Consider the following 25,032-nt stretch of genomic DNA (forward strand, 5'->3'; position numbering starts at 1 on the left):
TCGCATCGCCGATGCGCGGCGATGCGATCAGTGCCGCAAACGGTCAGTTGCCGGAGACCAGCGAACGCAGTCGGCGGCCGATCCGGCTGAGCAGCGACGGGCTACCCGACGGCTTGGCGGCGGCACGCACCGGCTTGGCAACCACCTGGGTGGGCTTGCGCGGTGCGGCAGGCGCGGGAACCGGCGTGGATGCCAGTGCCGGCTCGGCACCCTCGACCGGACGACCGTTACGACGACGCCGACGCTTGCGTGGTGCGCGCTCGGCATCGGCCACGCCCGCGGAAGGTGCCTGTGCCGCTACTGCAGCAACCACCGGATGTTCGGTCGACGCCGCAGCTGCAGGCGCTTGGCCTTCCACCCGTGGTTTGCGACGCGGACGCGGCTTGCCATCGGCACCTGCGCCATCGCGGCGACCACCGCCACTGCCGCTGCGCGACCCGCCGGGGCCACCGCGCCCACCACCGCGACGCTGTTCTTCGGCGGCACGCTGCTCGCGCGCTTCGCGGAAGATCGTGCCCACACTGTCGCCAGCGTCGTCGTCGGCCTCTTCGCCTTCCACCGGCACGCGTGGCGCGCGCGGCAGCGGCGTCAGCAGTTCGGACGTCACCGGCTCGACCGGAATCTTCTGCTCGATGTAGGCCTCGATGTCGGGCAGGCTCATCGCATAGCGTTCGCAGGCGAAGCTGATCGCATCGCCTTCCTCGCCCAGACGCGCGGTGCGGCCGATGCGATGGACGTAGTCTTCGGCGTCGAACGGCAGGTCGTAGTTGTAGACGTACTTGACGCCGTCGATATGCAGACCGCGCGCGGCCACGTCGGTGGCGACCAGGATTTCGAGCTGGCCTTTCTGGAAGCGGTTGAGCAGCGACTCGCGCTTCTTCTGCGGCACATCGCCCGACAGCACACCCACCCGGTAGCCATGCCGCTCCAGGGTGCGCGCCACGCGCTCCACGAAGGCCTTGGTGTTGACGAACACCATGGTGCGCGCGCCTTCGCTGCGCGACAGCAAGCCCAACAGTAGCGTCTGCTTCTCTTCGTCGGACGGGAAATAGATGCGCTGGCGCACCCGCGCGGCGGTGATGCTTTCGGTTTCGACAACGAGCTTCTCCGGCTCGTTCATGTGCTCGTAGGCCAGCTCCAGCACGCGGTGGCTGAGGGTGGCCGAGAACAACAACGTCTGCCGGGTGCCGCGCTCGGGCATGCGCCGCAGCAGGAAGCGGATGTCCTTGATGAAGCCCAGGTCGAACATGCGGTCGGCTTCGTCCAGCACGCAGATCTCGCAGGCGTGCAGCGAGACCACCTTGTGCTGCTTGACGTAGTCGATCAGGCGGCCCGGGGTGGCGATGATCACGTCCACGCCCTGCTGCAACAGCTCGCGCTGCTTGTCGTAGTCCACCCCGCCGTAGACCAGCGCAAAGCGCAGGCCCAGGTCGGCGCCGAACTTGACCGCATCCTTGTGGATCTGGATCGCCAGCTCGCGGGTCGGCGCAAGGATCAGCGCGCGCGGGTCTTCCGGCTTGCGGTCGGCCAGGGCCGGGCGGATCAGCAGCCGATTCATCACCGCGACCAGAAATGCCAAGGTCTTGCCGGTACCGGTCTGGGCCTGGCCGGCGACATCGCCGCCCGGCAGCGCGACCGGCAAGGTCAGCGCCTGGATCGGGGTACAGCGGGTAAACCCGGCGCTCTCCAGCCCGGCGATCAAGGCCGGATGCAGGTCGAACGAGGAAAAGGTCACATCGGTCAGCGGTTTGTCGCTCATTATTCCGTCTTCGTGAGGCGCCCTGGGCAGCCCGGGCGCGGCTTGCATCGATGCCGACAGCGTCGCAAACTGCGGCTGTTGTGGCGGACAGCGCGGCTTCAGGACTGACACTTGATTCAGTCGCGCAATGCCCCAGTTTAGCGCAATGTAGCGGCCTGCCCGTTCGGGTGGGCCGTTTTGGTTTCCAGGAGACCCAAGGTGAGCGATAAGGTTCAACATGTCGGCGATGCCGACTTCGACACAGCTGTACTGCAAGCGGGCGAACCGGTTCTGGTGGATTTCTGGGCCGAGTGGTGCGGCCCATGCAAGATGATCGCCCCGGTGCTGGACGATCTGGCCGACACCTATCAGGGCCGCCTCAAGGTCGCCAAGGTCAATGTGGACCAGAACCGTGCGCTGGCCATCAAGTACCACGTGCGCTCGATTCCGATGCTGTTGCTGTTCAAGGACGGGCAGGTGCAGGCGACCCAGATCGGTGCCGTCGGCAAGGGCCAGCTGACCCAGATGATCGACAAGACCCTGGGTGGCGCGGCCGCCTGAGCAAGCGGGCGTCCAGCAATGGGCGCCCGATGATGCGCCGGCAGTTAAATCGTGCCCGGCAAGACGCTTGCGCGGCAACGCGCGGCGGTGATAGTGTCAGTTGGTCCGGCACACGCTCGTGCGCCGCCGCACCCTCTAGAACCTCTTCTAGACTCCCATCTACCACCAGTTCGCCCCCTAGTTGGGCGCTCGCACCTTAGCGAGGAATCACGCACTTGTCCGATCATCCTTCCTCCGATACCGGGAGCAGCGTCGACGCTCCCGTCGAGAAGCGCGTGCGCAAGCCGCGCGTGAGCAAGACCGCCGCCGCCACTGAAGAGGCTGGCGCACAGCAGCCCAACCTGCCCTTGCCCGCCAGTCCCGCACCCGAAGCACCCCGTGCCGCGCAGGCACCGTCGCGCGCTGCCGATCCGGCACCGGCGCAGACGTCCAGCGATGGCGCCCAGGCCGGTCAGGCGCCCAGCGCCGGCCACGGCAGCGACACCCACGGCGAGCCCCGCGAGGGCGGCCAGTCGCAGCAGCAGCGCTTCAATCAGGCGCAGCAACAGCAGAACCAGAATCAAGGCCAGAACCAGGGCCAAGGCCAAGGTCAGCAGCAGGGCCAGAACCAGAACCAGAACCAGAACCAAAACGCCGGCCAGCATCAGCAAGGCCAGGGCGGTCAGGGTCAGGGTCAGGGCCAAAACCAGCAAGGCCAGAACCAGCAGGGCAACCGCCGTGACCGGTTCCGCAACCGCCGCGATCGCGGCCCGCGCGACCGCTTCGGCAACGACGGCGGCATGCCCTCGTCCGACGGCAGCAACGAACCGTTCATCGCGCGTCCGCATCCGGCCGTGCCGGAAGGTTTTCCGGTGTATTCGCTGAGCGACCTCAAGCGGATGCCGGCGCAGAAGCTGCTGGATATCGCCGACCAGCTCAATATTCAGGAAGGCGTGGCGCGTGCGCGCAAGCAGGACGTGATCTTCGCCCTGCTCAAGGTGCTGACCCGTCATGGTGAAGGCGTTGCCGCCGACGGCGTGCTGGAAATCCTGCCCGACGGCTTCGGTTTCCTGCGTGCGGCAGAAGCCAGCTACCTGGCCGGCCCGGACGATACCTATATTTCGCCCAGCCAGATCCGCCGCTTCAACCTGCGTACCGGCGACCACCTCTCCGGCCGCATCCGCTTCCCGAAGGACGGCGAACGCTATTTCGCGCTGTCGATCGTCGACACCATCAATGGCGAGCCGCTGGAAGCGAGCAAGAACAAGGTCCTGTTCGAGAACCTGACCCCGCTGTTCCCGCGCCGCCGCTTCCGTCTGGAGCGTGGCGATGGCTCCACCGAGGACATCACCGGCCGCATCCTGGATCTGATGGCACCGCAGGGCAAGGGTCAGCGTGCGCTGATCGTCTCCCCGCCCAAGGCCGGTAAGACGATGATGATGCAGCAGGTGGCCACGGCCATCACCACCAATCATCCCGAAGTGCACATGATCGTGCTGCTCATCGACGAGCGCCCGGAAGAAGTGACCGAAATGCAGCGCACCGTGCGCGGCGAAGTCATCTCCTCCACGTTCGACGAGCCGGCTGCGCGTCACGTGCAGGTCGCCGAGATGGTGATCGAGCGGGCCAAGCGCCTGGTCGAGCACAAGAAGGACGTGGTGATCCTGCTGGACTCCATCACCCGCCTGGCGCGCGCCTACAACAACGTAGTGCCCAGCTCCGGCAAGGTGCTCACCGGCGGTGTGGATGCCAATGCGTTGCACCGCCCGAAGCGCTTCTTCGGCGCGGCGCGTAACGTGGAAGAAGGCGGCTCGCTGACCATCATCGCCACGGCGCTGGTGGAAACCGGCAGCAAGATGGACGAGGTGATCTACGAAGAGTTCAAGGGCACCGGCAACAGCGAAGTGCATCTGAACCGTCGCATCACCGAAAAGCGCGTGTACCCGGCAATCGACATCAACCGTTCGGGCACGCGTCGCGAAGATCTGCTGATCGAGCCGGAGTTGCTGCAGAAGATCTGGATCCTGCGCAAGCTGCTGCACCCGATGGACGAAATCGCAGCAATGGAATTCCTGTTGGACAAGATGAAGACCACCAAGTCCAACGACGAGTTCTTCAGTTCGATGAAGCGCTGAGTTCAATCGGTTTATCGAGACGAAAAAGCCCCGCATTGCGGGGCTTTTTGTATGAGGCGACTGTCGCGCAGCCTTTAGTGTCCTCCGTCAGCCGCTCTCAACTTCCTTGCAGCAGTGTGACCAGGCGAACACCTTCTCCGCGTGCGGAGAACAATCCACTGGCAGGCAGCGCATCCGGGCCGTCGCTCGTCCTGCCGCTGCCGGTAAATCGCTAGAGCGTGTGATGCACGTTGAGATGAGATGCGTTGGCCGCCAGCTGTGCGGAGCGGGTGCTGCGTGGCGCCGGCTCGGCTGGGCTGGGCTGGGCTGGCGCCAAGGTAAGCTGCGCGGCGAGCGCTCCGCAGCGCTCTAGGCCAGCCTGCGCGACTCCGCATATGGCGGGGTGTCGGGATAATCGTCGTCGCGAAGCCGGCTCTGCAGGTCGCGCCACCAGCGTGGGTCGAACAGTTCCGGGTGCTGGTGCTTGACCGCTTCCAGTTGCGAGGAGGGCAGGCCCATGAACAAGGCGAAGCGCTCGGGAAAGACGTCGCGCGGGCCGACATGGAACCAGGGTTCTGCGGCCATCTGTTCTTCGTAGGTGGCGGGTGTCGGCCAATCGCGGAAGTTGCATTCGGTGATCAGGCACAGCTCGTCGTAGTCGTAGAACACCGCGCGCTGATGGCGGGTAATGCCGAAATTCTTCAGCAACATGTCGCCGGGAAAGATGTTGTTGCGCGCCATGTCCTTGATGGCTTGGCCGTAGTCCAGCGCTGCGGCATGCGCGGCTTCGGGCAACTGTTCGCGCAGGTACAAATTCAACGGGCGCAACCGGCGCTGCACATAGCACAGTGCGATCAGGACATCGTCGCCGTCTTCGCTCAGGCTCATCGCGCAGCTGGTCTGCAGCTCTTGCAGCAGCGCCGGCGAAAAGCGCGCCTTGGGGAAACGCAGGAAACGATACGGCTGCGCGTCGAGCAGGCGGCCGATGCGGTCGAGCTGGAAGACCAATTCGTACTTACCCTCCACCTGCGCGCGGCTCATGGTTTTGGGATACGCAAAGCGGTCGCGAATGAGTTTGAAGACCAGCGGATAACTGGGCAGCGTAAAGACCACCATGACCATGCCGGGAGTGCCATCGGCGTGCACCAGCTGTTCGGACGGATGCGCCTGAAAATGGCTGAAAAACGTGCGGTAACGCTCGGTCTTGCCCTGCTTGGCGCGGCCCAGCATCGTGTATAGCTCATCGACCGGTTTGTGGGTGAGCAGGCTGCGCAGGAACACCACCGCATCGCCGACAGTGGACAGGTCGGCTTGAAAATAGCTGCGCGAGTTACTGAACAATTGCGCGACATCGCTGCGTCGGGTCAGCACCGCTTCGGCGCGCAGGCCGGCGTCGTCGTTGATCAGCGCGATCACGCATGGCGAAAAGCGATGTTCGCCGAACACGCGTCCGACCAGATACGCACGCCGCTCGCGATAGAACACCGTCTCCAGCAATTCCACGCTGCGCACCGGATGCTCGCCCCAATGCGCCAGGTCGTCTAGCAGACGCACCGCGATGGCAGCCGCGCAGCGGGTGCGGTGCGCATACGGCACGGCGAACGCGTAGTCGCCCAGCACCCGCACCAGCATGTCGGTCAGGCGGCCGGGCGAGACCGCATAGGTGTGGCGCGCAACAGGCACGGTGATGGCGTCGGTCGGTTCGATATCCAGGGCGATGAATTCGATGTCCGCATCGACGCCGTGGGTACCGAAGTAGCGCCGGGTCAGGGTGTTGTAGAACGTCTTGTACAACTCCTGGTCGATCAACCCGCTCAGCAACGCAGCGTAACGATCGCGCGCACGCATCCATAGCGCGCGGTCGTGCGCCTGACCCAGCAGTACTGCGCGCAGACGCAACATGCATTCGGCGATGTATTGGTCGTAGAGCGCGATGCGCGCCACTGCGTCTTCGCGCGCGCCGCTCCAATCGCGTGTTTCGAACCGCTGTTTGGCGCATGCGGTGATTTCGGAAAAGCGCGCGTGATAGTCCTCGAACGCTTCGTACACGGCCTGGGCGATCGCCAGCGCACGGCGCTCGGATTGTGGTGGCAACGATGGATGGTTCATGGCGACGGTGTCCCGGAGCGCTTGCGGCGGCGCGCGGCCAATGGCGTGGCGGTCGCCTGTTGCGCATGCGCGGCGTGTTCGCGCGCCTGGCCCTGTAGCCAGGTGCGAAACGCGAGAAACCCGCCATGGGTGCTGGAACGCGGCGGATACACCAGGTAATGCGACCAACTGGTCTTGAGCCGTTGCGTGGACAACGCCACCAGCTGGCCGGACGCCAGCAACAGACGCGCGCGCGTCACGCGCCCCAGTGCGACGCCGACGCCATCCAAGGCGGCACGATGGTGTGCCTCCGATTCGTCGAGCACGGCGACATAGCGTCGCGGCACATCGCCGCCGAACGCCGCGAACCAGCGCGACCAGGCGTCATCCGGGTCGCCCAGCAGTGGCCACTGATGCAAGGGTGGCGCCTCCACGCCGCCCATGCGGGCGATCAGGGCCGGGCTAGCCATGGGCACCAGCCATTCGTCGAACAATGGCTCGGCGATGACGCCAGGCCATTGCCCGGCGCCGATACGCATGGCGGCATCCACTTGCTGCTGGCGCTCGAAATCCACCAGCCGCTCGCTCGACAGCAGGTTGATTTCGATGGTGGGATGACTTGCCAGAAATTCGCCCAGGCGCGGCACCAGCCAGGCCGATGCCATCGACGGCGTGAGACTCAGCGTCAGGGTGTCTTCGCGACGCGCACCGAAGGGCTCGAACGCCTCGGCGATGGCGTCCAGATGCGGTGCGATGCGGTCGAGCAGTTGCTGGCCCTGCGGCGTGGCGGTGACGCCGCGCGCATGCCGTTGCAGTAGCGGATATCCCAGCCGTTGTTCGAGCGCGCGCATCTGATGACTAAGTGCGCTGACGGTCAGATGCATCGCGCCAGCGGCGCGCGACAGGTTACCCAGGCGTACCGCGCTGACGAAGCCTTGCAATGCGTGAAGCGGCGGACGCGACATGACCAACCCTTGAATGGAATTCAATACTCACTTGTAAAAGCCTCGCTTTTACGTCCCCTAGCCTGCGCCTACTGTGGATTCCACTCAAGTGGAGGTGGGTCATGCGCATCTTTAGCGAACTGTTGTTTCAGCACGGCCACATTGCCGATGTGGCGCTGGCCCAGCGCCTGGCGGAACCGGACACGGCGGCGGAGGCGATGCAACGGCACACCGCAAGGGAATCGCTTGGATCTCCCGTGTCGCCACAGCCAAACGTGCAGACGATGACCGATCCGCCTTCGCAAACCCGGCGCGAACGACGCATCGCGCGGCTCAGCCGACGCCTGCTGCGTGGCGTGACGGCATTGTCGCCGTTTCGCTGAAACGACAAGGCCCGTCTCTTCCGAGGCGGGCCTTGCAGACGACATGCGGAGACAGCAGGCGGCGCGGCGACTCAGGCCTTGAGCGTGGCCAGGATGTCGTTGAAGGTCTTGCTGGGGCGCATCGACTCGCTGACCTTGGCCAAGTCGGGATGGTAGTAACCGCCAATCTCCACCGGCTTGCCCTGCGCGCCGTTGAGCTCGGCCACGATCGTGGCTTCGTTCCCGGTCAGGGCCTTGGCCAGCGGCGCGAACTTGGCCTGCAAAGCCATGTCTTCGGTCTGCGCAGCCAGGGCCTGCGCCCAGTACATCGCCAGATAGAAGTGGCTGCCGCGGTTATCGAGCTCGCCGACCTTGCGCGCCGGCGACTTGTTGTTGTCCAGGAACTGGCCGTTGGCGACATCCAGCGCCTTGGCCAGCACGGTGGCCGATGGGTTGTCGTAACGGTTGCCCAGGTGCTCGAGCGACGCGGCCAGGGCCAGGAATTCCCCCAGCGAATCCCAGCGCAGGCAGTTCTCTTCGACGAACTGCTGCACATGTTTGGGCGCCGAACCACCGGCACCGGTTTCGAACAGGCCGCCGCCGGCCATCAGCGGCACGATGGACAGCATCTTGGCACTGGTACCGAGCTCCATGATCGGGAACAGGTCGGTGAGGTAGTCGCGCAGCACGTTGCCGGTGACCGAGATGGTGTCCTGACCCTTGCGGATGCGCTCCAGCGAGAAGGTCGTCGCTTCCACCGGCGGCAGGATGCGGATATCCAGGCCGTTGGTGTCGTGATCCTTGAGATACTGCTCGACCTTGGCGATCACCTGCGCATCGTGTGCGCGCGCCTTGTCCAGCCAGAACACGGCCGGCGTCTCGCTCAGGCGGGCGCGCTCCACGGCCAGCTTCACCCAATCCTGGATCGGCGCGTCCTTGACCTGGCACATGCGCCACAGATCGCCGGCTTCCACTGCGTGCTCGAACACCGTCTTGCCGTTGCCATCGGTGACCTTGACGGTGCCGGCGCCGGACATCTGGAAGGTCTTGTCGTGCGAGCCATATTCTTCGGCCTTCTGCGCCATCAGCCCCACGTTGGGCACCGAGCCCATCGTGGACGGATCGAACGCGCCGTGCGCCTTGCAGTCGTCGATTACCGCCTGATATACGTCCGCGTAGCAACGATCCGGAATCACCGCCTTGGTGTCCTGCAACTTGCCTTGCGCGTTCCACATCTGGCCGGAGTCGCGAATCATCGCCGGCATGGAAGCATCGACGATCACGTCGCTGGGCACATGCAGGTTGGTGATGCCCTTGTCCGAATTGACCATCGCCAGGCCCGGACGCTGCGCGTATTCGGCCTGGATATCGGCGGTGATCTGTGCCTGCTGCTCTTCCGGCAACGTGCCGATGCGTGCGTACAGATCGCCGATGCCGTTGTTGGGATCGAAACCGACCGACTTGAGCGCATCGGCATGCTTGCTCAGCGTGTCCTTGTAGAACTCGCCGACCACCACGCCGAACAGCACCGGATCGGAGACCTTCATCATGGTGGCTTTCAGATGCACCGAGAACAGCACGTCGCGGGCCTTGGCATCGGCGATCTGCGCGTCGATGAAGCTGGCCAGCGCGCGCTTGCTCAATACGGCAGCATCGACGATTTCGCCGGCTTTGACCGCGACCTTGTCTTTCAGCACGGTGCTGCTGCCATCGGCACCGACGAATTCGATCTTCAACGTGCCGGCGTCGGCGATGGTGGCGGACTGCTCGCTACCGAAGAAATCGCCGGACTCCATGTGCGACACGTGCGACTTGGAATCGCTGCTCCACTTGCCCATGCGATGCGGGTGCTTGCGTGCGTAATTCTTCACCGACAGCGGTGCACGACGATCGGAATTGCCCTCGCGCAGCACCGGATTCACCGCGCTGCCCTTGACCCTGTCGTAGCGCGCCTTGATGTCTTTTTCCGCAGCATCCTTGGGCTCGTCCGGATACGCCGGCAACGCGTAGCCCTGGCCTTGCAGCTCCTTGATCGCGGCCTTGAGCTGCGGCACCGAGGCGCTGATATTGGGCAGCTTGATGATGTTGGCCTCCGGCGTGGTGGCCAGCTCGCCCAGTTCGGCCAGGTCGTCGGCGATCTTCTGCGTGTCGCTCAAATGCTCGGGAAACAGCGCAAGAATGCGCCCGGCCAGCGAGATATCGCGCGTTTCGACCACGATGCCGGCGGTATCGGTGTAGGCATCGATGATCGGTAGCAGCGACTGCGTGGCCAGGTAGGGTGCTTCGTCGGTGAGCGTGTAGAGGATCTTCGGTGTCTTCGACATGGCGCGGGATAGGACCTCGGAGGAAAGGAGACAGTGGCGACTATACGGAAGGGTACGTCGCCGACTGGATCGCGGGCGGCATCGGGGAGAACGCCCCCGGGGGGTTACGTCCCGCGATTGTCGCGCGTCCATCCCGTTCTGGCAAAATCCGGCTCGACCATCCTGCCACTGTGTCATTGGCGCAGATTCGCCCATACCTGCATGACAGCACGCTTTTCGCCTGCCGATCTCGATCGCTCCTTCCTGCTCGGCATCACCACGCCCAGCTACTATGCGCGCGGGCTGGTCTATGCAGATCAGGACCGCGTCACCTTGCAGACGGTTGAGGCGCTGCGGGTCGACGCTCTCGTCAGCGGTAGCGACGACTATGCCGTGGAGCTGGTCTGGCGAAATGGCCGCTTGCTGGGGCGGTGCGACTGCCCGGTCGGTCAGCAAGCGGAATTCTGCAAGCACCAGGTGGCTGTTGCCCTCAGCTGGGCACGGACGAGTGCCGACCCCAGCTCCCAAAAACGCACCAAGCGCACGACTGCCGGCATGCCAGTGGCCGAATCGAGCGATCGTGTATTGCAGCACTGGTTGTCGACGCTGACCACACAAGCCTTGCAGGCTTTGATCCTGGAGTTGGCTGACAACGATGTCCAGTTGCGCAAGCGTCTGCTGAGCCAGGCACAACTGGCAGTCGCACCCTTGCAGCAGTGGCGCAAGGCGATCTCCACCTTGCTTGGCCGCAAGCGATTCATGGACTGGAGCGCCACCATTGCCTATAGCAGGCAGCTGGGTGTGTTGCCATCCTTGCTGGAGCAGGCGCGGCAACGCGACCCGCTGGCGGCGCTGGATCTGCACGAGTACGCGTTCAAACGGCTGCTGGCGATCTACGAAGAGGTCGACGATTCGCGCGGCGATCTGGGCGAGCGCCTGCGTGTGTTGGGACATGCGCACCTGGAGGCCGCGCGTGCAGCCGGCACCGATACGCTCGGCGATCGCCTGTTCGAGCTGCGCATGCTCGACCAATGGAGCCTGCTGCGCCCCTTGCAGGACTATGCCGCATTGCTGAGCGCTACGGACATCGCACGGCTGCAACACGCGGCACTGGAGATCCTGCATGCCCGCGGCAACCGGGCGCGGCGACTGTCGGCCGAGTCGCTACTCGAAGACACCGCGCGTTGCGGCGGCAGCGTGGATGCCATGCTGGAGTTCTTCGCCCACACCTGTTCCAGCGGCTGGGATCACCTGGAGATGGCGCGCCGCTGTGGCGAACACGGGCGCCAGCGCCAGGCCTTGGAGTGGCTGGAACGCGGCGTCAAGGCCGACCCGCAAGACGGCCGCCTGCTGGCCGCGTTGGCGACAGCCTACGTGCATGATGGCTTTCCTGAGGATGCGTTGACGTTACGCTGGAAGGCGTATCTGCTCATGCCCAACGAAGAGACCTACCTGGCCCTGCAAGAGGCGGCATCGCTGCTGGACGCCTGGGAGGCATGGCGCGAACGTGCATTGCAGGCGCTGGACACCAAGGCGGTGCCGCGCTTCATCGATGCGCACGATACCCGCATCAGTCTGCTGCTCGCCGAGGAACAGATACAGCGCGCGCTGGAACTGGCAGCAGACCAGACACGCAAGCTCCCATTGGGTACCTGGGAGCAGCTGCTGCCGGCGGCCGAGACGTGCGACCCGGCCGCCGCGCTTCGGATTTGCCATACCGTGATCGGCATGCACATCGAGCGCACTGTTCGCCAGGGCTACGTGGCGGCGATCAGGCTGCTTCCCACCCTGCAGCGCCTCTACCAGCAACAGGGTGGGCAGGGTCATGCCGCATTCGACGCCGAACTTGCCCGCTTGCGCCAGCAATACCGCGTCAAACGCACGTTCATTGAATTACTGCACAAGCGGTTTCCTGCACCCTAGGTTATGCACAGCAGCGAGATTGGACAGCCGCAGACTGCGACCAGATGCGGCCCGCATCGGCAGAAACCCCGCTGATGCACAGCGGCGGCGCGATGCAGACGCTCCACTGCAGGGGCAGACAGCATCGGCCTGCTCTCACCAAGGCCACAAACGGAGCAACGCCATGGACTTCTTTGCGCATTCGACCAAGCGGCAGGATCGCAGCGATTGGCAACGGCTGGCCGATCACCTACTCGCCGTCGGCGAACGCGCCGCCAGGAATGCCGCACCGTTTGGAGGCCAACTTCTGGCCAGTCTGGCCGGACAACTGCACGACCTCGGCAAGTACACACAGAAATTTCAGGGCCGGCTGGACGGTGACCCGGCCCGTGTCGACCATGCGACCTGGGGCGCTCGGATCGCCTGCGAGCGCTATGGTACCGCCGGCACCTTGCTCGCGTACGGCATCGCCGGCCATCACGCCGGCCTAGCCGATGGACGACCAGGACACGCAGCGCAATCACGCCCTTCGCTGCACGAGCGCCTATCGGAGGACTACCGCGAACGGGAACTGCCACCGCTGCTGTCGGACTGGGAACGGGAGTTGTCACTCCCGGCCAAGCTGGCGTTGCCGGACGGCTTTATTGGTCATCCGCGCCAGGAGCGTCGCCCTTTTCAGCTCACGGTCCTGACGCGGATGATCTTCTCCTGCCTGGTCGATTCCGACTTCACCGAGACCGACGATTTCTATCGCCGCCTGGAAGGGCGCCAGTCGCGTGCGGAGGACACCGGCACGCGTCCGGCCCTGCCAGAATTACGGCAATGCCTTGATGCGCACCTGTCCACGTTGCCCACCGAGGGCGGCATCAACCCCTTGCGCGCGCAGATCCTGAGCGAAGTTCGTGCCAAGGCCGGCATGCGTCCTGGTCTGTTCTCCCTCACCGTACCCACCGGCGGCGGCAAGACGCTGGCTTCACTGGCATTCGCCCTGGACCATGCCATCGCCCATGGATTGCGCCGGGTGATCTACGTGATTCCGTTCACCAGCATCGTCGAACAGACCGTACAGGTGTTTCGGCACGCATTGGGCGTGCAGGAGCGCGACGACATCGTGCTGGAGCACCACAGCGCCTTCTTCGACGATCCGACCAAGGCACCGCAATCCATCGACAAGCGCAAATTGGCCATGGAGAACTGGGATGCGCCGATCGTCGTTACCACCGCAGTGCAGTTCTTCGAGAGCCTGTTCGCCGATCGTCCTTCCCGCTGCCGCAAGCTGCACAACATCGCCGGCAGCGTGGTGGTTCTGGACGAAGCGCAGACCCTGCCGCACGCATTGCTGCGCCCGTGCGTGGCGCTACTGGACGAACTGGCGCGCAACTACCGGGTCAGTCCGGTGTTGTGCACCGCCACGCAACCCACGCTGCGCCTGGACCAGGGCTTCGTTGGGGGTCTGGACCAGGTGCGAGAGCTGGTGGACGACCCACCGGCGCTGTATGCAAGGCTACGACGCGTCCAGGTGCGCCACGTCGGCACGCTCGACGACGCTGCGCTGACCGACCACCTCCGGCAACGCGAACAGGTGCTGTGCATCGTCAACAATCGTCGCCACGCGCGGCACCTGTTCGACGCGATCGCCGACCGACCCGGTGCACGGCACTTGACCACGCTGATGCACGCGCGCCACCGCAGCGCGGTGCTGGCCGAACTGCGCGAAGACCTGAAAGCAGGCCGGCCATGCCGGCTGGTCGCCACGAGCTTGATAGAAGCGGGGGTGGACGTGGACTTCCCAACGGTGCTGCGCGCTGAAGCCGGTCTGGATTCCATCGCCCAGGCTGCCGGCCGCTGCAACCGCGAAGGCTTGCGGCCGGTAGAGGTCAGCCAAGTGCAGGTATTCGCGCCGGCCAATCCCGACTGGGCACCGCCAAAGGAACTAGACCTGTTTGCAGAGGTCTTCCGTGGCATCGAGCGTACCCACCGCAACGACTTGCTGGCGATGGCAGCAGTCGCCGACTACTTCGCGGCGCTCTATCGTCGCCTGGGCGATGGACGGCTCGACCGCGAGGACGTGCTCGGCCTGCTGCGCGATGCCGACATCAAGGGTTTGCCGCTGGACACCCTGGCGCGGAAATTCAAGATGATCCAGACCACCCTGCGGCCGCTGATCGTACCGTACGCCCCCTACGCCGAAGGCTGCGACAAAGAGGTGCCCGAGGTGGCCGACATCCTGCGCCAGCTCGAACATGCAGAACACGTGGGCGTAGCCGGCGCTGCCCGACGCCTGCAGCCGTGGCTGGTGCAGGTGCCCGAGCAGGCCTACCGCGCGCTGTGGCAGGCCAATGCCATCGCCCCGGTGGCACAGGCGCGCTATGGCGAACAGTTCGTGAGGCTGGTCAATCCAAGACTGTACGACCCGCGATTCGGGCTGCGCTGGGACGACAGCCCGCAGTTCCTGGCAGCCGAGGCTCTGGTCCAGTGAGCTAAGGCAACCCCGATCCAAATCTCGGCATTTGAGATACCAGCCAGGTAGGCTAGCTTGTGAAACGCTAGCTAGGGGACACAAGGATGAGTTACGGAGTGAAGCTCCACGTCTGGGGCGAACGAGCGCTGTTCACGCGGCCGGAAATGAAGGTGGAACGCGTCTCATACGACATCATCACGCCATCGGCGGCGCGCGGCATCCTGGAGGCGATCCACTGGAAACCGGCGATCCGCTGGATGGTGGACAGCATCCAGGTGCTCAAGCCGATTCGCTTCGAGTCGATCCGCCGCAACGAAGTGGGCGGCAAGCTGTCTGCCGCCAGCGTGAGCAAGGCGATCAAGGCCGGGCGCACCGATACGCTGGTGAGCTACGTCGAGGAGGACCGCCAACAACGCGCCGCCACGCTCCTGCGCGACGTGGGTTACGTGATCGCTGCACACTTCGAATTGACCGACAAGGCGGGCGCCGACGACAACGTCGGCAAGCACCTGGACATCTTCAACCGCCGTGCGCGGCGCGGGCAGTGCTTCCAGGCCCCGTGCCTGGGCACGCGCGAATTCCCGGCCAGCTTCGCGCTGATCGAAGACGACGCGGCGATGCCGGCTGCCGATGCAACGCTGGCCGGCGAGCGCGACCTGGGCTGGATGCTGCACGACATCGACTTCGCCGACGGCATGACCCCGCGCTTCTTCCGCGCACGCATGGTCGATGGCCAGGTCGAGGTGCCAGCGCCGGAAAACGGTGGGGTGCGCGCATGATCCTGTCCGCACTTGCCGACTACTACCACCGGCTGCTGGACGATCCCACATCGGGGATCGCCGCGCCCGGCTACAGCCAGGAGAAGATCGGCTACACCATCGTGCTGGACGGCGGTGGCCGCGTTGTGGCCGTGGAGGACGAACATGACTACGACAGCAAGAAGCGAGTCGCCAAGGCGCTGAGCGTGCCGCAGCCGGAGAAGCGCACCGTGGCGGTCAAGTCCAACTTTCTTTGGGACAAGACCAGCTACGCGCTGGGCGTCAGTGCCAGCAGCAAGCGCAGCGCGCAGGAACACGCTGCATTCAAGACCTTGCACCAGCAGGCGCTCGGCGGCAGCGAAGACCCCGGGCTGCGTGCGCTATTGACGTTCCTCGACACCTGGTCGCCCGCGCAATTCGCCGATCATCCACAGTTTTCCCGTCACGGCGAGGCGCTATTGGATACCAACCTGGTGTTCCGCCTGGAGGGCGACACCGGCTATCTGCATCAGCGCGCCACGGCGCGCGCGGCATGGGAGCGACTGCAAGAGGCCAAAGCGCCGACGGCGCATCCGGCATGTGCCTGGTCAGTGGCTTACGCGCGCCGTTGGCGCGGCTGCACCCGCCGATCAAAGGATTTGAAAGCACGGGATCTTCCATCGTTTCTTTTAACGCGGATGCTTATATTTCATACAGAGGTTCGCTCCTAAAAGTTCAGTCGAAACACAAGGAAAATGATAGCGGTGCCAATGCGCCGATTTCTAAATCTGCGGCTTTCGCCTACACCACCGCGCTCAACCATCTGCTGCGCCGCGACCCACGCAATCGCCAACGTGTGCAGATCGGCGACACCACGGTGGTGTTCTGGGCGCAGGCCAGGACGACCGCGCACGCTGAGGAGGCCGAAGATCTGATCGCCGATTTCCTGCGCGGCGGTGAAACAGAAGGCCCTGGCATCGCCGACGGCCAGGCCACCCAGCGCCTGCACCTGGCACTGGAGCAGGTGCGACAGGCACGTCCACTACGCGAAATGGACGACGCACTGGACGACGACGCCCGCATCTTCGTACTGGGCCTGGCACCCAACGCCTCGCGCCTGTCGATCCGCTTCTGGGAAACGCAGACGCTGGCCGGCTTTGCCGCACGGCTGGCTGCCCACTATCAGGACCTCAAGCTCGAGCCGCCAGCCTGGAAACGCGCGCCTACCCCGCAGTTTCTCGCCCTGCAGACAGCGCCGGTCTACGGCGAGCACGGCAAGCCCAAGGCCGAGGACGTCTCGCCGCTTCTGGCAGGGGAGCTGACCCGCGCCATCCTCGCCGGCACCCGCTATCCGCGCAGCCTGCTCGGCGGCATCGTCATGCGCTTCCGCGCCGATGGGCAGGTCAACCCGCTGCGCGTGGCCTTGTGCCGGGCAGTACTGGCACGCGAGGCACGTCTGGACACGCAACAAGGACTGTCATCCACCAAGGGAGAGCCCCCCGTGAGTCTCGATACCGCCAATACCGACCCCGGCTACTTGCTGGGCCGGCTGTTCTCATCGCTGGAAAACCTGCAACGCACCGCACTGGGCGGGCAGGTCAACGCCACCATCCGCGACCGTTACTACGGCGCCGCCTCTGCAACCCCGGCGAGCATTTTCCCGGTGCTGTTGCGCAATGCGCAGAATCACTTCGGCAAGCTGCGCAAAGACAAGGCGGGCCTGGCGGTGAACCTGGAAAAAGAAGTCGGCCAGATCATCGACGCACTTCCCGCCAGCTTCCCGCGCAGCCTGCCCATCCACGAGCAAGGCCGTTTCGCCATCGGTTACTACCACCAGACCCAGGCGCGCTTCGCCCGCAACAACGGCCAGGACGCCCCCGACACCGCTTCCGAAGGAGAACCCACATGAGCGCCATCGCCCACCGCTATGAATTCGTCTATCTATTCGACGTGGCCAACGGTAACCCTAACGGTGACCCCGACGCCGGCAACCTGCCGCGCCTGGACCCGGAGACCAATCGCGGCCTGGTGACCGACGTGGCGCTCAAGCGCAAGATCCGCAACTACGTGGCGCTGGAGAAAGACAACGCGCCGGGTTACACGATCTACATGCAGGAGAAATCGGTACTGAACAACCAGCACAAGCAGGCCTACACCGCACTTGGCATCGAGCATGAAGCCAAGAAACTGCCCAAGGAGGGCGACAAAGCGCGCCAATTGACCGCGTGGATGTGTGAAAACTTCTTCGACGTGCGCACCTTCGGTGCGGTGATGACCACCGAAGTCAATACCGGCCAGGTCCGCGGCCCGGTGCAACTGGCCTTCGCCACTTCGGTCGAACCGGTATTGCCACTGGAAGTATCGATCACCCGCGTGGCGGTGACCAACGAAAAAGACCTGGAGAAGGAGCGCACCATGGGCCGCAAGCACATTCTGCCCTACGGCCTGTATCGCGCGCATGGCTTTGTGTCGGCAAAGCTGGCCGAGCGCACCGGGTTCTCCGAGGAAGACCTGCAACTGCTGTGGCGCGCATTGACCAATCTATTCGAGCACGACCGCTCCGCCGCGCGCGGCGAGATGGCCGCACGCAAACTGATCGTATTCGAACACGAACACCCGATGGGCAACGCACCGGCGCATGTGCTCTTCGACAAGGTCAAGGTCGAGCGTATTGACCAGGCGGACCAGGGACCGGCACGCAGCTTTTCCGATTACCGGGTGGTGATCGACCACGCGCTTCCTGCCGGCGTAAGCGTGACCGAACTGTTCTGACAATCAGGAGAGCGGGACCATGGACGACGACGACCTGATCCCGCTCTCTGCCCTACAGCACTACCTATACTGCCCGCGCCAATGCGCGCTGATCCATGTCGAACGGCAATGGGCAGAGAACAGGCACACCGCCGAAGGCCGGCTGCTGCACGAACGTGCCGATGTGGCACACACGCAGCGCAGGCGTGGCGTGCGCACCGTCACCGCGATGCCGCTGCTGGCGCTCGAACTGGGCATCACGGGCAAGGCCGATGTGGTCGAGTTCCATCACGATCCCGCAGGGGAATTCGCGTTCCCCGTGGAGTACAAACGGGGCCGACCCAAGTCGCACCGGGCCGATGAGGTACAGCTGTGTGCCCAGGCACTGTGTCTGGAGAGCATGCTCAAACGCCCAGTAGACGCCGGCGCGCTGTTCTACGGGCAGCCTCGCAGGCGCAAGGATGTGGTCTTCGATCCAGCGCTGCGCGAGCTCACGCAGCGCACCATCGCCGAAACCCGTGCACTGCTGTCTCATGGGCTGACGCCCGGTGCGCGCTATGACAGCAAACGCTGCGATGCCTGTTCATTGATCGACCTGTGTCAGCCGCGCCTGCTCGGCCGCGGCAGCGTGGACACCTGGCTGCGTCGACAACTCGATGCTGAAGAGGAATGACGATGCGCCGCCAACTCAACACCCTGTATGTCACCACCGATGGTGCCTGGTTGCACAAGGACGGTGCCAATGTCGTCCTGAATGTGGAGCGGCAAGAACGCACACGATTGCCGGTTCACATGCTGGAGAGCATCGTCTGCATCGGACGTGTCGGAGTCTCGCCTCAGTTACTCGGCTTCTGTGCCGAGCAAGGCATCAGCATCTGTTATTTGACTGCGCAAGGGCGCTTTCTCGCGCGTGTCGAAGGCCCGGTGTCCGGAAATGTGCTGCTTCGCCGCGAACAGTACCGATGCAGCGACGACCCCGTGCGTTGCGCCGCGATTGTGCGTCACATGCTGGCAGGAAAAATCCACAACCAGCGTGCCGTCCTGGCGCGCGGCTGGCGCGACCACGGCGACCGCATGATCGATATCCCCGCCTTTCAACACGCACTCAAGCGACTCAAGCGCATTCCACAGCGCCTGCTCATCGAGACCAGTGTTGACGTGCTGCGTGGCCTGGAAGGCGAGGCAGCGCAGTCGTATTTCGGCGTCTTCGGCCAGCTGGTGCGCACCGAGTCGCCGCTGCTGCGCTTTGGCGGACGCAATCGCCGCCCACCGCGCGACGCCTTCAATGCGTTGCTGTCGTTTCTCTACACCTTGCTGACCCACGACTGCCGTTCGGCCTTGGAAACGGTTGGTCTGGACCCGGCAGTCGGCTTTCTGCATCGCGACCGACCAGGACGGCCAAGCCTGGCCCTGGACCTTGCAGAGGAATTCAGGCCACTGCTTGGCGAGCGCCTGGCACTGTCGCTGATCAACCGCCGGCAATTGAACCAGCGCGACTTCCAAGTCTTCGACAACGGCGCGGTTCTTCTCAAGGACGATGCGCGCAAGACGGTGCTGATCGCCTACCAGGAGCGCAAACGCGAACAGCTTCAACATGCCTTACTGGGTGAAAAGATCGACATCGGCCTACTGCCCTTTGTGCAAGCACAGTTGATGGCACGGCACCTGCGTGGCGATCTGGATGGCTACCCCTCCTTCTTCTGGAAATGACGCGGCTCAAGTCCCATGATGATTCTTGTAAGCTACGACGTCAGCACCAGCTCTCCCGGGGGCGAGAAGCGCCTGCGCAAGGTCGCCAAAGCCTGCCGGGACCGTGGCCAGCGCGTGCAGTTCTCGGTCTTCGAGATCGAAGTCGAGCCTGCCCAATGGACTGAATTACGGCAGCAGCTATGCGACCTGATCGACCCGGCCCTGGACAGCCTACGGTTCTATCACCTTGGCGCGAAATGGGAGACCCGCGTGGAGCACATCGGCGCCAAGCCCAGCCTGAACCTCAAAGGCCCACTGATTTTTTGACGCGAACCCCAAGCGCCCCATAAAAACCGGGCAGGTTCGCAGTCTCCTCAAGCAACTGATTTGCAAAAAAAAAAAAAAAATACATAGCGGATTCACGGGGTCCGCATGACGACTTCTCGACTGCTTTTTTCAGCAAGTCCGCGCAATTGCCCGTGTTTTAGCAACGATGGCAAACACTTATGCTAAGGGGGGGTCGCGCCCTCACGGGCGCGTGGATTGAAACAAATGCTTTCGACGCGCATAAAGCGCTGGCGCAGGAGGTCGCGCCCTCACGGGCGCGTGGATTGAAACCTGTTCAAGCTCCGCCGCCTGATCCGCTTGCCGAGGTCGCGCCCTCACGGGCGCGTGGATTGAAACCTCGGGTTTCGGGATGTGCTTCAGATCTGCGTCGGTCGCGCCCTCACGGGCGCGTGGATTGAAACCGCTGCACGGATGCGCCAGGCGGCGAGGCGATCATGTCGCGCCCTCACGGGCGCGTGGATTGAAACTCGAGCGCATCGATGACGGTCACCCATCCCCCAATGGTCGCGCCCTCACGGGCGCGTGGATTGAAACGTGCCACCGACAGCGACGCACGTGGACCTGCAGATCGTCGCGCCCTCACGGGCGCGTGGATTGAAACCTCTCTCACGCCGCGCGTGCGAGATCCTGCGTGCGTCGCGCCCTCACGGGCGCGTGGATTGAAACGCAGACTGCCGAGGCCGGCATGCTGGAGGGGCGCCTGTCGCGCCCTCACGGGCGCGTGGATTGAAACGGGTTAACAACGCCTTGAAACGGCTTTGCCGCGACGCGTCGCGCCCTCACGGGCGCGTGGATTGAAACGCCATCATGCTTTGAATGCGCTTACCCACGGCGAAGTCGCGCCCTCACGGGCGCGTGGATTGGAACGCGGATATGTGATTAGACCCTTTTACGACTTTCAGGTCGCGCCCTCACGGGCGCGTGGATTGAAACTCATTGAACCCAAGGACCACTTCGCAGGGCGACTGTCGCGCCCTCACGGGCGCGTGGATTGAAACTGTCGAGCGCGCACTGCTGCCGCGATGGCCGGAAGTCGCGCCCTCACGGGCGCGTGGATTGAAACGGCTGGGAGCGTTACAAGTTTGAGCAGCCCGTAGGTCGCGCCCTCACGGGCGCGTGGATTGAAACTGGTTCAGGGCTGGAAAGACTTGGATGCCCGCATCGTCGCGCCCTCACGGGCGCGTGGATTGAAACCTGACTATCCCTGCATAGGCCACGACCTGCGAGGGTCGCGCCCTCACGGGCGCGTGGATTGAAACCTGAGTTCGTCGCCGTCCCGGTCGTCTGACGCGTTTCGCGCCCTCATGGGCGCGTGGATTGAAACCATGCCATATGCGGCGAGATCGCACAGCAGAAGGAAGGCGCGCCCTCACGGGCGCGTGGATTGAAACAATTTAAACTCGCCCCGCCAGCCGGACGCTGACGAGGTGCAGGTTGGACATGCTTGAGGCCTGCGTATGGCAAAGATCAATACGCACGCAGATCAAAAATTGGGCTCCGTCCATCAACGCTTGAGAACCATTATTTGACGATGATGGTCTGAGGCGTGCCTGCAGGCTTGCCGTCCACCATGACCTGCGCGGTGTAGGTGCCGGCCGGCCAGCCATCGGGCTTGCTGAAGCTCAGGTTGGTGGTTTCGGCACCGGTGGTGTTCAACGTCGCGTTCTGTTCGCCAGCCACCTGGCCATCCTGGTAGGTCAGCTTTGCCGACACGGCCACGTTGCTCGCGCTGCCGTCCGTCTTGACCGAGACGATGATGGTGTCTTTGCTGCCGACACTGGTCGCCGGGGTCACCGTCTTGTCGGCTGCGGCCTGGGTGCCGACGGCCACACTGGACACCGTCACTGCGCTACCCGTGGCAGCACCGCCATCGGTGCTGGCCGCACCGGTTGCGCTGCCCTGGGCTGCCTGATCGCTCGCCGGCGGGGTGGCGGCCGGGCCGGGCATCGCTTCGGTCGCGGCACCGGAAGTGGGGTCTTTGGAAACGCTGTCGTCGTCGGCCTTCTTGCTGCAGCCAGACACGGCGAGAACGCCCGCCAACGCCAGGGCCAAGCTGCTCGAAACAGAGGTAGTACGCATAAATCGATTCTCCGGTAGCCAGAACGCCTGCAGTGGCAGTGTTCGAGTTGGTTTCTGGGTTTGTTGACTGGCGTTACCGCCAGCGACTGCAAGCCGACCTGCGATTACGACTTGGGAGGCAGGCGCAGTACCTGCCCAGGAAAGATCTTGTCGGGATCCTGCAGCGTTTCGCGGTTGGCTTCGAAAATACGTGGCCACAGATTGCCGTCGCCTAGATGGCGCTTGGCAATACTGGAGAGGCTGTCGCCGGCCTGGACGGTCACCGATTCTTCAACGAGCTGTGCGGTGCTTTGCACACTGGTGCGCACGTTGGAAAAATCGGGCGCAGGCGTCACCTCGGCGGTGCTATCGACCGATGAGGTGACGTTGGAGAAATCTGCCTTCTTGTCGACACTCATTGCTGCAATCCCTGTGCATCGCGGTGTCAGCAGGGTGCGCGGGGCGCTGTTAAGCATGGATCGCGCCGCCGTGAAGCCCGCGCGATCCCGCATGAGCGCGATCTACTGACGCAGGTCGCGGAAAATCGACAGCGGCGTCGGGACACTGGCCGAGCTGCGCAGCGGATTGATGTCCAGGCCGCCACGACGTGTGTAGCGCGCTTCCACCACCAGCCACTGCGGCGCGCACTGCGTCAGCACGTCGTTGAAGATGCGCTCGACGCATTGCTCATGAAACTCGGCATGGTCGCGGAAACTCACCAGATAACGCAGCAATCCCTCGCGATCGATCGGTGCGCCGCGGTAACGCAAGGTGACGCTGGCCCAGTCCGGCTGGCCAGTCACCGGGCAATTGGATTTGAGCAAGGCCGAGGTCAGCACTTCTTCCACCACTGGCTGCGCATGCGCGCAGAGATAGGCCGCGTTCGGCGGGCCGTAATCGTCGATGCTGAGATCCAGTGCATCAATGGATTCGCCCTCGCCCACCGCATCGATCGGCGGCAGGCCGAACTCCACCGCCACATCGGCACCGGCGCGCGTGGACAGGTCGGTCGCAATCCGCGTGCGCACCGCTTCGGCGCTGTTGAAGCGGGTGGCGTTGAGCGAGTTGAGATACAGCTTGAGCGACTTGGATTCGATCAACGAGGGCGAATCGCAGGGCACGTGCAAGGTGGCGGTGGCCACGCAGGGCTTGCCCTGTGCATCGAGCCAGCTGAGTTCGTAGGCGTGCCAGCGATCGCGGCCGATAAACGGCAGGTCACCAGTCAGCCCGATGGCCTGGCGCCCGGCCGCACGCGGAATCGGAAACAGCAACGACGGGTCGTAGCCGCTCGGATAGGCGACCTCACGACCGAGGGTGGAATCTTCTGGGGTATTCATATCGCCATTTTAGGCCGCACGGGCTGGCCGTGAGGTGTATGGCAACGCGTGACAGAGAGCGAATGGAAAACCCGAAGATCGCCGCTCCAGAATCGAGCCACCGGCCCAACCAGCGAAAGCGGGAATCGCCCAGCCCACGGACGATTCCCCATTCCCCATCACCCCTGCTGCAGATAATCCAGCGACACCTGCAACAGCGCGCGCAAGCCCACATCCAGCGACGACTCGTCCAGCAGGAACTGCGGCGAATGGTTGCTGGGTGCGGTGGCCGGGTCGATACCCTTGGCGGTGGAGCCGACGAAGAAGAACATCGACGGAACCTGCTGGGCGTAGAACGAGAAATCTTCAGCGCCCATCTGCAACGGCGGTTCGTACACATTGTCGGCACCCACCACGGCCTGCAGGCTTGGCAGCATCCTGGCCGTCAGTGCGGGGTCGTTGACGGTGGCCGGATTGCCCGGCTGATCCGGCACCTGTGCCTGGACCTTGGCCCCATGCGCGGCGGCGGTGTGTTCGGCCACGTTCTTGAGATCGGCAAAGATCTGCTGGCGCATGCCCTCGTCGAAGGTGCGGATGGTGCCGACCATTTCCACATCGTCGGGGATGATGTTGTAGCGGATGCCGCCCTTGATCGCGCCGAAGCTGAGCACCGCCGGCTGCTTGGACAGGTTGGCGCGGCGGCTGATCACCGTTTGCGCGGCGCCGATCATGTCGGCGCTGGCCACGATCGGGTCGATGCCGTTCCACGGCGCCGAGCCATGGGTCTGGCGGCCGATCATCTTGATCGCGAAGCGGTCCGAGGCCGCCATCAGCGGGCCGCTGCGCACCGCGATCTTGCCGGCCTGCACGCTGGAGAACACATGCAGGCCGAACACCGCCTGCGGGGTGAAGTCGGCAAACAGGCCTTCCTTGAGCATCAGCGAGGCGCCGCCCTCTTCGTTGCCTGGGGCGCCTTCTTCGGAGGGCTGGAAGATCAGCATCACTTCGCCGGGCAACTGCTCGCGCATGCCCACCAGCGCTTCGGCCACGCCGAGCAGGATGGCGGTGTGCGCATCGTGGCCGCAGGCATGCATCACCCCGACCTGCTCGCCGCGGTATTCGGCAGTGGCCTTGGAAGCGAACGGCAGCCCGGTCTGCTCTGTCACCGGCAGCGCGTCCATGTCCGCACGCAGCGCGATCTTCGGCCCCGGCTTGGCGCCCTTGATGATGGCCACCACGCCGTGATGGGCGATGCCGGTGCGCGGCTTGAGGCCCAGCTTGCGCAGCTGCGCGGCCACGGTGGCGGCCGTGCGCTCCTCGCGGTTGGACAACTCCGGGTGCTGGTGGAAGTCGCGGCGCCACTGCACCACCTTGGCCTGCAGCGGGGCGGCAGCGGCCTGAACGTCGGGCCGCTGCGCAGTCTGCGCGGTGGCGAGCATGGGCAGGGCGAGCAGCAGCGCGCTGGTCAGCAAGCGGGAGGGGCGCATCGGCAATCCTCAAAAGATGGTTGCCTAATGTAGTGCAGGCGCGTGCCGGATGGGCTGTAGTGGGGCCCGATTCAGCCCGGCGGTCAACCGCGGTCGCCGTGGCGCGTTGCCGCTGCAGTGCAAGTGTGACCGTTGCGGTCGTTTCGCCAGCCGAGCCGTTACTTCAGTAACGCTCAATCGGGAGAGCGCAACGA

At 64.4% G+C, this 25,032-nt stretch carries 18 protein-coding genes, 1 pseudogene and 1 CRISPR repeat array; of the genes and pseudogenes, 11 read left to right on the forward strand and 8 right to left on the reverse strand.

Translation table 11 applies throughout. The annotated features are described in order from the left end of the window. Positions 1-43 precede the first annotated feature (43 nt). On the reverse strand, positions 44-1,759 hold the full coding sequence (gene rhlB / locus AMD14_RS19735; protein WP_011052551.1) for an ATP-dependent RNA helicase RhlB: 1,716 nt from the start codon (positions 1,757-1,759) through the stop codon (positions 44-46). A 198-nt stretch (positions 1,760-1,957) separates the two neighbouring features. Here rhlB and trxA point away from each other — a divergent pair, with 198 nt between their 5' ends. After that, positions 1,958-2,299, forward strand: coding sequence for a thioredoxin TrxA (gene trxA, locus AMD14_RS19740; protein ID WP_003484504.1), 342 nt, complete (start codon positions 1,958-1,960; stop codon positions 2,297-2,299). Positions 2,300-2,514: 215 nt separating this feature from the next. Beyond that, positions 2,515-4,413 (forward strand): transcription termination factor Rho, encoded by a 1,899-nt coding sequence (gene rho / locus AMD14_RS19745; protein ID WP_015472881.1) that lies wholly within the window; start codon positions 2,515-2,517, stop codon positions 4,411-4,413. A gap of 348 nt (positions 4,414-4,761) precedes the next feature. On the opposite strand, the gene aceK is transcribed toward rho, so the two are convergent. Continuing rightward, positions 4,762-6,501 carry a bifunctional isocitrate dehydrogenase kinase/phosphatase gene (gene aceK, locus AMD14_RS19750; protein ID WP_003484508.1) on the reverse strand — a complete coding sequence of 580 codons (1,740 nt, stop codon included), beginning with the start codon at positions 6,499-6,501 and terminating at the stop codon, positions 4,762-4,764. After that, positions 6,498-7,445, reverse strand: coding sequence for a LysR substrate-binding domain-containing protein (locus AMD14_RS19755; protein WP_003484541.1), 948 nt, complete (start codon positions 7,443-7,445; stop codon positions 6,498-6,500). The genes aceK and AMD14_RS19755 overlap by 4 nt, the downstream gene beginning before the upstream one ends. A 101-nt stretch (positions 7,446-7,546) precedes the next feature. On the opposite strand from AMD14_RS19755, the gene AMD14_RS19760 reads away from it, so the two are divergent. Further along, positions 7,547-7,807 (forward strand): hypothetical protein, encoded by a 261-nt coding sequence (locus AMD14_RS19760; protein WP_015463669.1) that lies wholly within the window; start codon positions 7,547-7,549, stop codon positions 7,805-7,807. Positions 7,808-7,878: 71 nt separating this feature from the next. On the opposite strand, the gene AMD14_RS19765 is transcribed toward AMD14_RS19760, so the two are convergent. Continuing rightward, positions 7,879-10,110, reverse strand: a complete 2,232-nt coding sequence (locus tag AMD14_RS19765; protein WP_011052553.1) for an NADP-dependent isocitrate dehydrogenase — start codon at positions 10,108-10,110, stop codon at positions 7,879-7,881. Between the two features lie 201 nt (positions 10,111-10,311). Here AMD14_RS19765 and AMD14_RS19770 point away from each other — a divergent pair, with 201 nt between their 5' ends. From AMD14_RS19770 to cas2, 8 genes and pseudogenes are all read left to right on the forward strand, one after another. Further along, positions 10,312-12,012 carry an SWIM zinc finger family protein gene (locus AMD14_RS19770; protein WP_015463671.1) on the forward strand — a complete coding sequence of 567 codons (1,701 nt, stop codon included), beginning with the start codon at positions 10,312-10,314 and terminating at the stop codon, positions 12,010-12,012. 163 nt (positions 12,013-12,175) lie between these two features. Next, positions 12,176-14,470, forward strand: coding sequence for a CRISPR-associated endonuclease Cas3'' (locus tag AMD14_RS19775; protein ID WP_005927109.1), 2,295 nt, complete (start codon positions 12,176-12,178; stop codon positions 14,468-14,470). 98 nt (positions 14,471-14,568) lie between these two features. Further along, positions 14,569-15,231: a type I-C CRISPR-associated protein Cas5c gene (gene cas5c / locus AMD14_RS19780; protein WP_425508928.1), complete on the forward strand. Its 663-nt coding sequence runs from the start codon at positions 14,569-14,571 to the stop codon at positions 15,229-15,231. Beyond that, positions 15,228-17,098 (forward strand): annotated as a pseudogene (cas8c, locus tag AMD14_RS19785) (type I-C CRISPR-associated protein Cas8c/Csd1). The gene cas5c and the pseudogene cas8c overlap by 4 nt, the downstream one beginning before the upstream one ends. After that, on the forward strand, positions 17,095-17,961 hold the full coding sequence (gene cas7c / locus AMD14_RS19790; RefSeq protein WP_005927101.1) for a type I-C CRISPR-associated protein Cas7/Csd2: 867 nt from the start codon (positions 17,095-17,097) through the stop codon (positions 17,959-17,961). The pseudogene cas8c and the gene cas7c overlap by 4 nt, the downstream one beginning before the upstream one ends. A 19-nt stretch (positions 17,962-17,980) precedes the next feature. After that, positions 17,981-18,613, forward strand: a complete 633-nt coding sequence (gene cas4, locus AMD14_RS19795) for a CRISPR-associated protein Cas4 (RefSeq protein WP_015463672.1) — start codon at positions 17,981-17,983, stop codon at positions 18,611-18,613. Positions 18,614-18,615: 2 nt separating this feature from the next. After that, entirely contained in the window at positions 18,616-19,650 is a 1,035-nt protein-coding gene (gene cas1c / locus AMD14_RS19800) for a type I-C CRISPR-associated endonuclease Cas1c (RefSeq protein ID WP_015463673.1), read from the forward strand. A gap of 15 nt (positions 19,651-19,665) precedes the next feature. Then, the gene (cas2, locus tag AMD14_RS19805) at positions 19,666-19,956 is read left to right on the forward strand and encodes a CRISPR-associated endonuclease Cas2 (RefSeq protein ID WP_005927092.1); all 291 of its coding nucleotides are present in this window, start codon (positions 19,666-19,668) and stop codon (positions 19,954-19,956) included. Between the two features lie 192 nt (positions 19,957-20,148). Beyond that, positions 20,149-21,368: direct repeats of the CRISPR family, unit length 31 nt; unit sequence GTCGCGCCCTCACGGGCGCGTGGATTGAAAC. 130 nt (positions 21,369-21,498) lie between these two features. Here the strand turns inward: cas2 and AMD14_RS19810 are convergent. From AMD14_RS19810 to AMD14_RS19825, 4 genes are all read right to left on the reverse strand, one after another. Next, positions 21,499-22,056 carry a RodZ family helix-turn-helix domain-containing protein gene (locus AMD14_RS19810; protein ID WP_011052559.1) on the reverse strand — a complete coding sequence of 186 codons (558 nt, stop codon included), beginning with the start codon at positions 22,054-22,056 and terminating at the stop codon, positions 21,499-21,501. 104 nt (positions 22,057-22,160) lie between these two features. Beyond that, positions 22,161-22,454, reverse strand: a complete 294-nt coding sequence (locus AMD14_RS19815; RefSeq protein ID WP_005927086.1) for a LysM peptidoglycan-binding domain-containing protein — start codon at positions 22,452-22,454, stop codon at positions 22,161-22,163. Positions 22,455-22,556: 102 nt separating this feature from the next. Then, on the reverse strand, positions 22,557-23,372 hold the full coding sequence (queF, locus tag AMD14_RS19820; RefSeq protein WP_003484546.1) for an NADPH-dependent 7-cyano-7-deazaguanine reductase QueF: 816 nt from the start codon (positions 23,370-23,372) through the stop codon (positions 22,557-22,559). Positions 23,373-23,530: 158 nt separating this feature from the next. Next, a complete protein-coding gene (locus AMD14_RS19825) occupies positions 23,531-24,838 on the reverse strand; it encodes a M20 family metallopeptidase (protein WP_015463674.1) in 1,308 nt (435 codons plus the stop codon). Positions 24,839-25,032: the final 194 nt, after the last annotated feature.

This window comes from Xanthomonas citri pv. citri, assembly GCF_000961215.1.
GTDB lineage: Bacteria > Pseudomonadota > Gammaproteobacteria > Xanthomonadales > Xanthomonadaceae > Xanthomonas > Xanthomonas cissicola.